This window comes from Paraburkholderia piptadeniae (genome assembly GCF_900007165.1).
Classification (GTDB): Bacteria; Pseudomonadota; Gammaproteobacteria; order Burkholderiales; family Burkholderiaceae; genus Paraburkholderia; species Paraburkholderia piptadeniae.
The window spans coordinates 13,106-26,376 of record NZ_CYGY02000009.1; the positions used below are offsets into that span (position 1 = coordinate 13,106).

A 13,271-nucleotide genomic window follows, 5' to 3' on the forward strand; every position below is an offset into this window, starting at 1 on the left:
AGTTCCAGTTAGCGGCACGAAGCGTCGCCGATGCGCAGTGCGCACACACGTCAACTCAGTCACGCTTCACCATGCACGTGAAGCGCGCGCGATTCGAAGCGCTGCGCAAGCTCTTCCGACGGCAGTGCCTTGCAGACGAGCCAGCCCTGAATGTGATCGCAGCCCATCTCGGTGAGCAGATTGCGCTGTTCTTCCGTCTCGACACCTTCGGCGACGAGCTCCAGATCGAGCGTCTGCGCAAGGCCCACGACAGCGCTGACGATGGCCTGATCGTTGCGCGAGGTGAGCAGATTCTCCACAAAGCTCCGGTCGATTTTCAGTTTGGCCAGCGGAAAGCGTTGCAGGTACGCAAGGCTCGAATAGCCCGTGCCGAAGTCGTCGACGGCGAAGCGGATGCCGAGGCCCGTCAGTTCTTCGAGCAACGTGGTCGCGTGCTGCGGGTCGTGCATCAGCAGGCTTTCCGTGATTTCGAACACGACGCGACGCGGATCGATGCCCGTCAGCGCAAGTGCTTCGCGCACGCTCTCCTTGAAGCGAGGATCGCGGAACTGTTGCGGCGACACGTTGACGGCGACGTATTGCAGCCGGATGCCTTGCGTGTCCCAGCGGATCAACTGCATGCACGCGGCCTTCAACACCCAGTTGCCGAGGTAGTTGATGAGGCCGACCGATTCGGCGAGCGGAATGAACATCGACGGCGGCACGAGTCCATGCACCGGGTGCTGCCAGCGGATCAGCGCTTCGACGCCGACGACGCCGCGCGTCTGGCTGCTCGTGATCGGCTGGAAGTGCAGCGAGAACTCGCCGTTGCGCACGCCGTCGTACAGGTCCGATTCGAGCTTCAGGCGTTCGGCGTCGGCGGGGCTGTCGTCGGGCACATAGAAGGCGAGCGTGTTGCCGCCCGCCGCCTTCGCGCGCAGCAGCGCATGATCGGCCCAGCGCAATAGCTGGCTGTCGCGCGGCGAGGCGTCGTCGGACGAGTCGGGCGTGCGCTGCGTATCCGGTGTGCGCTGCGCGTCGGGATACAGCGCGATGCCGACGCTCGCCGACAGATGCACGGGCTGGCGGTTGAATGTGTAGGGCTGCTGGATCGCCGTCAACAGACGCCGCGCCAGGGCTTCGGCGGCGATCGCTGCATCGGCGCGCGCATGCACGGGCGGCAGCAGGATCGCGAACTCGTCGCTGGAGATGCGCGCGATCACTTCGCCTTGTGTCGCCATGTTGGTCAGGCGCCGCGCGGTGTCGCGCAACATCTCGTCGCCCGCGTCGTAGCCGAGCGCGCGGTTCACGCGCTGATAGTCGTCGAGATCGAGCAGCAGCAGCGCGGCCGCCTTGCCCGTCGCATCGGCCTTTCGCTGTGCGTTGCGCATGTCCTCGATCAGCGCGGGCAAGGTCGCGAGGCCCGTCAGATGATCGTGGTGCAGTTGATGCCTGAGATTCGCTTCGGCGGTGCGCCAGCTCGATACGTCGAAGCCCGCGATCGCGTAGCCTTCGATGCCGTCGTGACAGTTGCGCACGATGCGCAGCTCGACGGGCACGGGGTAGGTCAGAGACTTGATCAGATCGAGCGTGACCTTTTCGACGGCGCCCGTTTCGTCGGCGCGGCGCAATGCGGCATCGAGGCGCACGACATCGGCGGGCGCGACGAGTTCGTGCAGCGTGACCGTCTGCAGGTATTCGCGGTGGTAGCCGATGAAGCGCAGGCTTGCTTCCGACACATACAGGAACGTGAGATTGCGCGCCACGTGCGCGAGGAAGTCGACGGCACCCGCAGCCTGCTCCAGGCCGGCCGCGAGGCTTTGCGCGACCGTCGCGCGCGCGGGCTGACGGCCCGCGCGGAACCGGTCGATAGCCGTGCGCAGCAAGCCCCGGCGGGCTGGGGTGATCCTGGTCGCTTCCATGTATGTCGCTGACTACCCGGGTTCGTCGTGAGGCGGGACGGCCGCACGATGCCCGCGGCACGACGGGTCCGTGCGGGGCGTAAGGCCATCCATCAGAACGGGATAACGACCCTCGCGGCGGAATCTTTAGCGTTCGCACATAAAAAGCGCCTTAACGTGTGCCAGGGGCAGCCGGCGCATGCATGCGCTGATGAATTCCGTTAAAGTCGCGGCGATCGCGCACCGTTAACGCGTCTGATCTGCCGCTTTGCCGAAGCACGCGCGTTGCCGAAGGGTGGCGCGCGCCATCCCCATTCAACTCGCTATGGAATTCAAGCCGCCGGGAAAAATATCCGATCCGCCCCACGACAACGACGAAGCCGCTCGCCTCCAAACGTTTGCGCAAGCGCATGGCGAGGACGACGCACCGCAGTCCGCCTCGCAGTTCGTCTATGTGGGACGTCAGCCGATTCTCGACCGCAACGGCGCATTGCATGCATACGAACTGCTCTTTCGCGGCAGCGCGCGCAACTACGCGGAAGTCTTCGACGATGCGCAAGCGACTGCACAGGTCGTCGCGCGCACGATCGGCGGCATCGGCGTGCAGTCCGTGCTGGGCACGCATCTCGGCTACGTGAACATCGGCCGCAAGCTGCTGTTCGACGACATCGTGCATCTGATGCAGCCCGAGCGCTTCGTGCTCGAAATCCTCGAAACGGTCACGTTCGATGCGCGGCTCATTGCACGCATCGCCGAGTTGCGGCGGGCGGGCTTTCGAATCGCGCTCGACGACGTGTGCGAGCTGTCGCCGAATCTGCTCACCGTGTTGCCGCACGCGGACATCGTCAAGATCGACTTCCTGCAGACGGACCGCGCGCAGCTGCGCACGCTCGCTCGGACGCTGCGCATGCACGGCAAGACGCTGATCGCCGAAAAGGTCGAAACGCGCAAGGACTTCGCGCTCGCCCGCGAGTTGGGCTTCCATCTGTTCCAGGGCTATTTCTTTGCGCGGCCGCAAGTGCTGTCGACGCGCCGCAACCGTTCATCGCACACGTCGCTGCTGCGGCTGCTTGCGCTGCTCGCTCGCGACGCGGGCATCGTCGAGCTCGAAGACGAATTGAAGCGCAATCCGAATGTGGTGATGCAACTGCTGCGGCTCGTCAATTCGAGTGCGTTCGGGCTCGGACGCAATATCTCGTCGCTGCGCGAAGCGATCATCGCGACGGGCACGCGGCAGATCGCGCGCTGGGCGCAACTGCTGTTGTACGCGGGTGGCGGCGACATGCCTTGGCGTTCCGATCCCCTCGTGCAGCTGGCGGGCACGCGCGCGCGCTTCATGGAGCTGGCCGCGCGCTGGATACGCCCGAACGACGAAGGCTTCGCCGATGCAGCGTTTCTGACGGGCGTGTTTTCGCTGGTGCATGTGCTCGTCGATTCGACGCCCGATGAGACGCTCGATCCGCTGGACCTGTCGCCCGTCATTCGCGATGCGATCGTCGGACGTGAAGGACCGATGGGCGCACTGCTGCGGATCGCGGAAGCGGCGGGCGAAGCACGGGATGCGGGTTCGATTGCAGTGGCAACGAGTGCGGAATCGCGGGCGGAATTTGCGGCGCTGACGCCCGACGTGCTCGCCGAGTTGAACCTGTCGGCGGCGGCGTGGTTTGGCGCGCACCTCGCGGATTAAAGTCCGCATCCCATTCGTTTCATGCATCGGCGGGTGATGGTGCACGATGTCAGCGGACTGCAACCTTCATGTCCGGTTCGACAGCATTCGTGCTGCGCGCCGACGCGCATTCGCCAAACGTGGTCCAATATTGAACTGAAGGTCAAGATTGCGACGGCTCGCATGGCTGATGCGCGGGCTTCGCGCGGCATCGCACGGGCATCGTGCGCTCACGATTCGAGGACTCGACATGAAGAAGAAGATTGCGCCGCTCGCGCTGGCGGCTACGCTGTGCGCGAGTTTATCGCTGTACGCGCTGACGGCTTCCGCCACGCTCAAGCCCGGCGACGACGCGCCGGACTTCACGACGCAGGCGTCTCTGGGAGGCAAGACCTATCAGTATCAACTCGCCGATGCGCTCAAGAAAGGGCCCGTCGTCCTGTACTTCTATCCCGCCGCCTTCACGAAGGGCTGCACGATCGAGGCGCACGAATTTGCGGAAGCCGTCGACGAGTACAAGAAGTATGGTGCGACCGTGATCGGCGTGTCGCACGACAACATCGACAAGCTGACGAAGTTCTCGGTCAGCGAATGCCGCAGCAAATTCCCCGTTGCGGCCGATCCCGATTCGAAGGTCATCAACGCGTATGACGCGGGCCTGCCGATGCACGTGCCGATGGCGAACCGCGTGTCGTATGTGATCGCGCCCGACGGCAAGATCATCTACGAATACACGAGCCTGTCGCCCGAAAAGCACGTCGAAAACACGATGCAGGCGCTCAAGGAGTGGGCCGCGACCCACAAGCAGCCTTGACGCTGCTTCGTTGCGCGCAGTCCGCGTGATTCCACTTCTGATCGACGATACGCGATGCCCATAGTCGTCGGACTGCTCGTACTGGCCGCGCTGATCTATGGCGCCGTGCAGGCGTTTCACACGCTATCCGCGCAGTTCGGGCTGGGTGTGGCGGTCGGCGTCGCGGTGCTCGTCGCCGCGCTGCTGCTCGCGGCGCTTGCATGGTGGCGGCGTCGCCGCAAGGAAGTCGCGGCGAATATCCGCGACGGCGACTGGACGCACGAACTCAAAGGCGAGTGGGGCGACGTGCGGCTCGCGGCGGGCAAGCGTCTTTGCGACGTTCAGGTGAGCGGCACGCGCGGCTCGTACATCTTCGCGGACCTTCGGCAGGCGCAGCCGGTGCGCGATGGCGAGCGCTGGCAGGTCAAGCTCGATGTACAGGATGCGGTGCATCCCGAATGGCGCTTGCCGATGACGTCGGCGCGCGAGGCGCGTCAGTGGACGCGCATTTTCACGCTGGCGATGGCGCAGAAGCTTTGAAACGCGGCGGCGGGGCTTGTAGCTAGCCGAACGGTTGGGCGAACCGTTCGCTGAACGCTGGCATCCGCATGATGCCTTGCGGATGCCAGCGACGGGCAATGCAAACCGCAACACAAGCCACCGCGTGCAGCGAACCGAACGGGATCAGCTTCCCGAAGCAGCCGGCTGCGCCCCCTTGTTCTTCCTCGCCTCCCATCGCACGCGGAGGCGGTCCATATACAGATAGACGACGGGTGTTGTATAGAGCGTGAGCATCTGGCTCACGATCAGCCCGCCGACGATCGCAAGACCCAGAGGCGCGCGCAGCTCCGCGCCTTCGCCGCGCCCGAACGCGAGCGGCAGCGCGCCGAGCAGGGCCGCACAGGTCGTCATCATGATCGGGCGGAAGCGCAACAGACATGCCTGCTCGATCGCATCGCGCGACGACAGCCCTTGCCGCGACGCATCGATTGCGAAGTCCACCATCATGATCGCGTTCTTCTTTACGATGCCGATCAGCAGGATCACCGCGATCAGCGCGATGATGCTGAACTCCGTGTTGAAGAGCAGCAGTGCGAGCAGCGCGCCGACACCCGCCGACGGTAGCGTCGACAGAATGGTCAGCGGGTGGATGTAGCTCTCGTACAGGATGCCCAGCACGATGTAGACGGCCGCAAGCGCCGCGAGAATCAGGATCGGCTGATCGGACATCGATTGCTGGAACGCCTGTGCGGTGCCCTGGAAGCTGCCGTGGATCGTCGCCGGCATGCCGATCTCGGCCATCGTCTGGTAGATGATCTGCGTGGCCTGCGAGAGCGACTTGCCGGGCGGCAGGTTGAACGAGATCGTCGACGAGACGAACTGGCTCTGGTGGTTCACTGCGAGCGGCGTGTTGCCGGGGCCGAAGCGGGCGATCGCGGAAAGCGGAATCATCGTTTCCTTCGAGGTCGACACGGCCGCGCCCGTCGATGCGCTCGACTTGCCGCTCGCCGCAATCGAGTTGTTCGCCAGGTTGCGCGCGGAGTCGGCGGCGATGGCGGCCGCGCTCGACGCCGCCGTGCCCGCGGTGCCGCCCGCGGACGATCGCGCAGTCGCCGTCGTGGCCGACGTGACCGTGCCCGCCGTCGCGTTGGTGGACTGCGAGCCGCTCGCGCTGCCGCCCGACGTGCTGACCCACACCTGATTCAGCATGTCGGGGCTCTGCCAGTATTTCGGCGCGACTTCCATCACGACGTGATACTGGTTCAGCGGGTTGTAGATCGTCGAGACCTGGCGCTGGCCGAATGCGTCGTACAGCGTGTTGTCGATCTGCGCGGGCTTGATGTTGAGGCGCGCCGCCGTCGCGCGGTCGATCGTCACCATCGATTCAAGACCGGCTTGCTGCTGGTCCGAGTTGACGTCGGTCAGCTCGGGACGCTTTTGCAGTGCTTCCGTCAGGCGCGGCGCCCATTTGTACAGGTCGGCCGTGGTGTCGGAGAGCAGCGTGAACTGATACTGCGCGTTCGACTGCCGGCCGCCGACGCGTATGTCCTGCACCGCCTGCAGGAACGTGCGCGCGCCCGCGACGCCCGAGAGCGGCCCGCGCAACTGCTGGATCACCTGATCGGCGGAAATCTTGCGCTCCGTCTTGGGCTTGAGCGACACGAACATGAAGCCCGAGTTGGTCTGCCGTCCGCCCGTGAAGCCGACCACGCTGTCGACGGCGGGATTCGCCTGCACGATGCGCATCATCTCGGAGAACTTCACTTTCATCGCCTGGAACGAGGTCGCCTGATCGGCCTGGATGCCGCCGACCAGACGCCCCGTGTCCTGCTGCGGGAAAAAGCCCTTCGGCACGATGATGTAGAGCGCGATGTTCAGCCCGATGGTGAGGAACAGCACCATCAGGATCAGCATCGGATGACGCAGCGACCAGCCGAGCGTGCGCGCGTAGCCGCGCTGCATCGTGTCGAAGCCGCGTTCGAGCCAGCGCGCGAAACGGCCTTCTTCCCGCTTCTCATGTGGCTCGAAGAGCAGGCGCGAGCACATCATCGGTGTGAGCGTGAGCGATACCATCAGCGACACGCCGATCGCGAGCGACAGCGTCAGCGCGAACTCGCGGAACAGTCGCCCGACGATGCCGCCCATCAGCAGGATCGGCAGGAACACGGCGACGAGCGAGATGCTGATCGACATCACGGTGAAGCCGACCTCGCGCGCACCGACGAACGCCGCCTTCATGCGCGGCATGCCGCTCTCGATATGGCGCGTGATGTTTTCCAGCACGACAATCGCGTCGTCGACGACGAAGCCGGTTGCAATCGTGAGCGCCATCAGCGACAGGTTGTCGATTGAAAACCCGAGCAGATACATCGCCGCGAACGTGCCGATGATCGAAATCGGCACGGCGACGCTCGGAATCAGCGTCGCGCGCCAGTTGCGCAGGAACAGGAACACGACCATCACGACGAGCGCGACGGCGATCATCAGCGTGTGCTCGGTGTCCTTCAGCGACGCGCGGATCGTCGTCGAACGGTCGACCGTCGGCGTGATCTGGGCGGCGGCGGGCAGCGAAGCCTGCAACTGCGGAATCATCGCCTTCACGCGGTCGATCGTGTCGATGATGTTCGCGCCGGGCTGCCGGTACAGGATCACGAGCACCGAGCGCTCGTTGTTCATCAGGCCGAGGTTGCGCAGGTCTTCGACGGAGTCGACGACCTCAGCGACATCGGACAGATGCACGGCCGCGCCGTCGCGATACGCGATCACGAGGTCCTTGTACTGCGAGGCCCGCTTCGCCTGGTCGTTCGTGTAAAGCTGCACGCGGTTCGGGCCGAATTCGATCGAGCCCTTCGGGCTGTTCGCGTTCGCCGAAGCGAGCGCCGCGCGCACGTCTTCGAGACCGATGCCGTAGTGAAAGAGGGCCTGCGGCTCGAGCTCGACGCGCACGGCCGGGTTCGCCGAGCCGCTCACGTCCACTTCGCCGACGCCATCCACCTGCGACAGCGACTGTTGCAGCACCGTCGCGGCAGAGTCGTATAGCTGGCCCGCCGTCATCGTCTTCGACGTGAGCGCGAGAATGAGGATGGGCGCGTCGGCGGGATTGACCTTGTGATAGGTCGGGTTCTGCCGGAGGCTCGTGGGCAGGTCCGCGCGCGCCGCGTTGATGGCGGCCTGCACGTCGCGCGCGGCGCCGTCGATGTTGCGGTTCAGGCCGAACTGCATCGTGATGCGCGCCGAGCCGACCGAACTCGTCGACGTCATTTCGGTGACGTCGGCAATCGTTCCGAGATGCCGTTCGAGCGGACTCGCCACGCTCGTCGCGACGGTCTCCGGGCTCGCGCCCGGCAGGCTCGCCTGAATCGAGATGGTCGGGAAATCGACTTGCGGCAACGGCGCGACGGGCAGCTTTGCGAACGCGAACAGGCCCGACAGCGCAATGCCGATAGCGAGCAGCGTCGTGGCGACGGGGCGCTTGATGAAAGGGCGCGACAGGTTCATCGTTTCGGCCTCTTCATTCAGACGTCCGCGTCGGTGACGGGCGGCGTCGGATGGCCGTCACGATGAAAGCGCGCGCGCAGGCGCCGCGCAATCGAATCGAAGCCGAGATAGATCACGGGCGTCGTGAAGAGCGTCAGCAACTGGCTGACGATCAGACCGCCCGCAATCGCGATACCGAGCGGCCGGCGCAGCTCCGAGCCCGCGCCTGTGCCGAGCATCAGCGGCAGCGCGCCGAGCAGCGCCGCCATCGTCGTCATCAGGATCGGGCGGAAGCGCAGCAGACACGCCTGATAGATCGCTTCGCGCGGCGGCTTGCCGTGCTCGCGTTCGGCTTCGAGCGCGAAGTCGATCATCATGATCGCGTTCTTCTTCACGATGCCGATCAGCAGCACGATGCCGATGATGCCGATGATGTCCAGATCGTGGCCCGTCAGCAGCAGCGCGAGCAGCGCGCCGACGCCCGCCGACGGCAGTGTCGACAGGATCGTGACGGGATGCACGAAGCTCTCGTACAGCACGCCGAGCACGATGTACATCGTGACGACAGCGGCGAGGATCAGGAACAGCTCGTTCGAGAGCGACGCCTGGAACGCGAGCGCCGCGCCCTGGAAGCGCGTCTGGAACGACGCGGGCAGCCCGATGTCCTTCTCCGCCTGCTGGATCGCCTTGACGGCCGCGCCGAGCGACGCGCCGGGCGCCAGATTGAACGACACGGTCGTGGCCGGGAACTGGCTCAGATGCGTGACGAGCAGCGGCGCGGGCTTCTCGTGGAAGCTCGCGATGGACGCGAGCGGCACCTGGCCGCCCGTCGACGTCGACGACGGCAGATAGATCGAGTTCAGCGAGTCCGTGTAGTGCTGCATCTGCGGCTGCGCTTCGAGAATCACGCGGTACTGGTTCGACTGCGTGAAGATCGTCGAGATGATGCGCTGGCCGAATGCGTCGTAGAGCGCGTTGTCGACGGTCGCGGGCGTGATGCCGTAACGCGCCGCCGACGCGCGGTCGATTTCCACGTACACCGACTGGCCGTTGTTCTGCAGATCGGTGGCCACGTCGACGAGTTCGGGCGACTGTTGCAGGCGCTCCATCAGCTTCGGCACCCAGGTTGCGAACTCTTCGATGTTCGGATCGGTCAGCATGAACTGATACTGCGTCGGGCTCACCGTCGAATCGATGGTCAGGTCCTGCACGGGCTGCATGTAGAGCGTTGCGCCCGGAATGTGCGACGTGTCGCGCTGCAACTGGCGGATCACTTCGCTTGCCGTCGCGTCGCGGTCGTCGCGCGGCTTCAGGTTGATCAGCATGCGGCCGCTGTTCAGCGTGATGTTGCTGCCGTCCACGCCGATGAACGAGGTCAGGCTCTCGACGTTCGGATTCTTCAGGATCTCGGTGGCCAGCTGCTGCTGGCGCTCGGCCATCGACGCGTACGACACCGACTGCGGCGCCTGGGTGATCGCCTGGATCACGCCCGTGTCCTGCACCGGGAAGAAGCCCTTCGGAATGAACACATACAGCACGCCCGTGAGCACCAGCGTCAGCACGGCGACGACGAGCGTCGAGCGGTGCCGGTTGAGCACCCATTCCAGCGCGACGGCGTAGCGCGCGATGATCCAGTCGATCGCCGCGTGCGCCTTCGCTTCGAAGCGGTGGCTTTCCTTGGACGGCGTATGGCGCAAGAGCTTCGCGCACATCATCGGCACGAGCGTGAGCGACACGACGGCGGAAATCACGATGGTCACGGCGAGCGTGATCGCGAACTCGTGGAACAGGCGCCCGACCACGTCGCCCATGAAGAGCAGCGGGATCAGCACGGCGATCAGCGAGACCGTCAGCGAGATGATCGTGAAGCCGATCTGCTTCGAGCCCTTCAGCGCGGCTTCGAGAGGCGTGTCACCTTCCTCGACGTAGCGCGCGATGTTCTCGATCATCACGATCGCGTCGTCGACCACGAAGCCTGTCGCGATGGTCAGCGCCATCAGCGAGAGGTTGTCGAGCGAGAAGCCGCACAGGTACATCACGGCGAGCGTGCCGATCAGCGAAAGCGGCACCGAAAGGCTCGGGATGATCGTCGCGTAGATGTTCGCGAGGAACAGATACATCACCAGCACGACCAGCACGACCGACATCAGCAGCTCGAACTGCACGTCGCGCACGGACGCGCGGATCGTCGTGGTGCGGTCGGTGACGATCTGCACGTCGAGCGCGGCGGGCAGCGACTGCTGGAGCGTGGGCAGCAGCTTCTTGATGCTGTCGACCGTCTGGATCACGTTCGCGCCCGGCTGGCGCTGCACGTTCAGGATGATCGCGGGCGTGTTGTTCACCCACGCGCCGAGCTTCGTGTTCTCCGCGCCGGAGACGATGCTCGCGACGTCCGTCAGCATCACGGGGCGGCCGCTCTTGTACGCGACGACGGCGCTCTTGTACGCGTCGGCGTCCGTCAGCTGGTCGTTCGCGTTGATCGTGTAGGCGCGCGTCGGGCCGTCGAAGTTGCCCTTCGGCGTGTTGACGTTGAGGTTCGAAATCGTCGTGCGCAGATCGTCGAGATTGAGGCCGTACGACGCGAGCGCGCGCGGGTTTGCCTGGATGCGCACGGCGGGGCGCTGGCCGCCCGACAGGCTCACGAGGCCGACGCCCGCGACCTGCGAAATCTTCTGCGCGAGGCGCGTATCGGCGATGTCCTGGACCTGCGTGAGGGGCATCGACTTCGACGTGATCGCGAGCGTGATGATGGGCGCGTCGGCGGGATTGACCTTCGCGTAGATGGGAGGCGCGGGCAGGTCCGACGGCAGCAGGTTGCCCGCTGCGTTGATCGCGGCCTGGACCTCCTGCTCGGCGACGTCGAGGGGCAGATCGAGACTGAACTGCAGCGTGATGATCGACGAGCCCGCCGAGCTTTGCGACGACATCTGGTTCAGCGACGGCATCTGCCCGAACTGACGCTCGAGCGGCGCCGTCACCGACGACGTCATCACGTCTGGGCTCGCGCCCGGATAGAACGTCTGCACCTGGATGGTCGGGTAATCGACTTCGGGCAGCGCGGAAAGCGGCAGGAAGCGCAGTGCGACGAGACCGACCAGCATGATCGCCGCCATCAGAAGGGCGGTGCCGACCGGGCGCAGGATAAAGGCGCGGGATGGATTCATGCGAAAGCCACTGCCTTATTCCGCCGACGTCTGCGACGCGTGCCGGCGACGATGCGCGCCCGATGCGCCGGCCGCGCCCGATGCGCCCGCTGTGCCCGATCCGGCGCGGGCAGCCGATGCACCCGAGGCACCCGATGCGCCCCGCGGCCGGTCAGCCGGAATGGTGATCTTCGCACCTTCCTTCAAACGGTCCGAGCCGTCCGTCACGACGCGCTCGCCGACCTGCAGACCCGATGCGATGCTGGTGCGCTCGCCGTCGACGGGGCCGATTTTCACGGTGCGCACCGTCACCGTGCTGTCCGGCTTCACGACATACACGAACGACCCCATCGAGCCATTGAGCACGGCCGACGTCGGCACGATGATGGCGTTCTTCACGACGTTCACGAGCAGGCGCGTATTGACGAACTGATTCGGGAACAGCAGGCCTTCGTTGTTCTGGAACGTCGCGCGCAGCTTCACGGTGCCCGTCGTCGTGTCGATCTGGTTGTCGACGGTCTCCAGATAGCCCGCTTCGAGCGACGTCGTATTGCTGCGGTCATACGCCGTCACCGACATCTTCGTGCCCGCGTGCAATTGCTTGAGGATGGCGGGCAGGTTGTCTTCCGAGGTCGTGAAGATCACGCTGATCGGCTGAAGTTGCGTGATGACGACGACGCCGTTCGTGTCGCTCGGCGTCACGTAGTTGCCGGGGTCGACCTGGCGCAGGCCGACGCGGCCCGACACGGGCGCCGTGATGCGCGCATAGACGAGATCGAGCCTGAAGGTATCGATGTTCGCCTGGTCGGACTTGACCTGGCCTTCGTACTGCCTGACAAGCGACGCTTGCGTATCGACCTGCTGGCTCGCGATCGAGTCTTGCGACAGCAGCGTCTGATAGCGCTTCAGGTCGAGGCGGGCCGTTTGCAGGAGTGCCATGTCCTTGGCGAGCGTGCCTTCGGCGTTGGCGAGACTGATCTGATAAGGACGCGGATCGACCTGTGCGAGCAGATCGCCTTGCTTCACCATCTGACCTTCCTGGAACGCGACTGTCTGCAGCGTGCCCGTCAGTTGAGTGCGCACCGTGACGTTCGCGAGCGGCGTGACGGTGCCGAGCGCGTTCAGCACGACGGGCATTTCGCCTTGCATGGCGGTAGCCACATGGACGGGCTGCGGCTGGTTCATGCCGCCTGCGCCGCCGCGTCGTCCGCCGCGCGCCGCCTGTGCGCCGCTCGCGCCCGCCGCCGCGCTCGCGCCGGCGTCGCTGCTGTTCCACGGATGCCAGCGCACCAGCACGATCGCCGCGACGATCACGACGGCGACGATCAGCGCGATCGTGCGGCCGCGATGCCGCCTGACGGCGCCGGGTCCGGGTTCCTGTCCGGGAGGAGGGCTGGACGGACGGGCGTTGCGTGAAGGTTCTGGCTGATTTTTTTGTTCGTCCATCGGTTCGTTCAAATGGCTGGCGTGAATTGAAGCAAACGTACGATGCGCGGCGCGCGAACGGGACCCTGCCGCGCGCGGGTTGTCGTGCTCGAGTTTGTCTGCGCGATGCTACGCGATGCGTGGCTCATCGAGATGACCATGACGTGTGACGGTGACGGCGGCCGCGCTAGTGGCCTGACGCGTTGTCGACATGAATGACGGCTCCTCCCTGATGGCCGTGCTTTTGCCCGCTGCGCATTCGACGTCGCATTGCCGCGTCAGCGCTCGCGCTGCTGCAACGAAAGACCCGTCCGATGATCGTTTCGACGGGGCTGGCCGTTGCCGATGCGCGTCGCGTCGCATGTGACAGGCGTCGTGGCCGGTCG

General features: G+C 65.2%; 7 protein-coding genes. 3 read left to right on the forward strand and 4 right to left on the reverse strand.

All coding sequences use genetic code 11. The annotated features are described in order from the left end of the window. Nucleotides 1-59 precede the first annotated feature (59 nt). On the reverse strand, nt 60-1,901 hold the full coding sequence (locus tag BN2476_RS03080; protein WP_087732693.1) for a putative bifunctional diguanylate cyclase/phosphodiesterase: 1,842 nt from the start codon (nt 1,899-1,901) through the stop codon (nt 60-62). Nucleotides 1,902-2,205: 304 nt separating this feature from the next. Between BN2476_RS03080 and BN2476_RS03085 the strand changes: the two genes are divergently transcribed. The 3 genes from BN2476_RS03085 to BN2476_RS03095 all read left to right on the forward strand — a co-directional run bounded on the left by BN2476_RS03085 (nt 2,206) and on the right by BN2476_RS03095 (nt 4,879). Continuing rightward, nucleotides 2,206-3,567, forward strand: a complete 1,362-nt coding sequence (locus BN2476_RS03085) for an EAL and HDOD domain-containing protein (protein ID WP_087732694.1) — start codon at nt 2,206-2,208, stop codon at nt 3,565-3,567. Between the two features lie 229 nt (nt 3,568-3,796). Next, nucleotides 3,797-4,360, forward strand: coding sequence for a redoxin domain-containing protein (locus BN2476_RS03090; RefSeq protein ID WP_087732796.1), 564 nt, complete (start codon nt 3,797-3,799; stop codon nt 4,358-4,360). 54 nt (nt 4,361-4,414) lie between these two features. Then, nucleotides 4,415-4,879 (forward strand): hypothetical protein, encoded by a 465-nt coding sequence (locus tag BN2476_RS03095; protein ID WP_087732695.1) that lies wholly within the window; start codon nt 4,415-4,417, stop codon nt 4,877-4,879. A 144-nt stretch (nt 4,880-5,023) separates the two neighbouring features. Here the strand turns inward: BN2476_RS03095 and BN2476_RS03100 are convergent, their stop codons facing one another. Genes BN2476_RS03100 through BN2476_RS03110 form a run of 3 tightly spaced genes read right to left on the reverse strand, consistent with a single transcriptional unit; the run spans nt 5,024 to nt 12,906 of the window. Continuing rightward, nucleotides 5,024-8,338: an efflux RND transporter permease subunit gene (locus BN2476_RS03100; protein WP_087732696.1), complete on the reverse strand. Its 3,315-nt coding sequence runs from the start codon at nt 8,336-8,338 to the stop codon at nt 5,024-5,026. A 17-nt stretch (nt 8,339-8,355) separates the two neighbouring features. Further along, nucleotides 8,356-11,481: an MdtB/MuxB family multidrug efflux RND transporter permease subunit gene (locus BN2476_RS03105; RefSeq protein ID WP_087732697.1), complete on the reverse strand. Its 3,126-nt coding sequence runs from the start codon at nt 11,479-11,481 to the stop codon at nt 8,356-8,358. A 15-nt stretch (nt 11,482-11,496) separates the two neighbouring features. Further along, nucleotides 11,497-12,906, reverse strand: coding sequence for an MdtA/MuxA family multidrug efflux RND transporter periplasmic adaptor subunit (locus tag BN2476_RS03110; RefSeq protein ID WP_087732698.1), 1,410 nt, complete (start codon nt 12,904-12,906; stop codon nt 11,497-11,499). Nucleotides 12,907-13,271 lie beyond the last annotated feature (365 nt).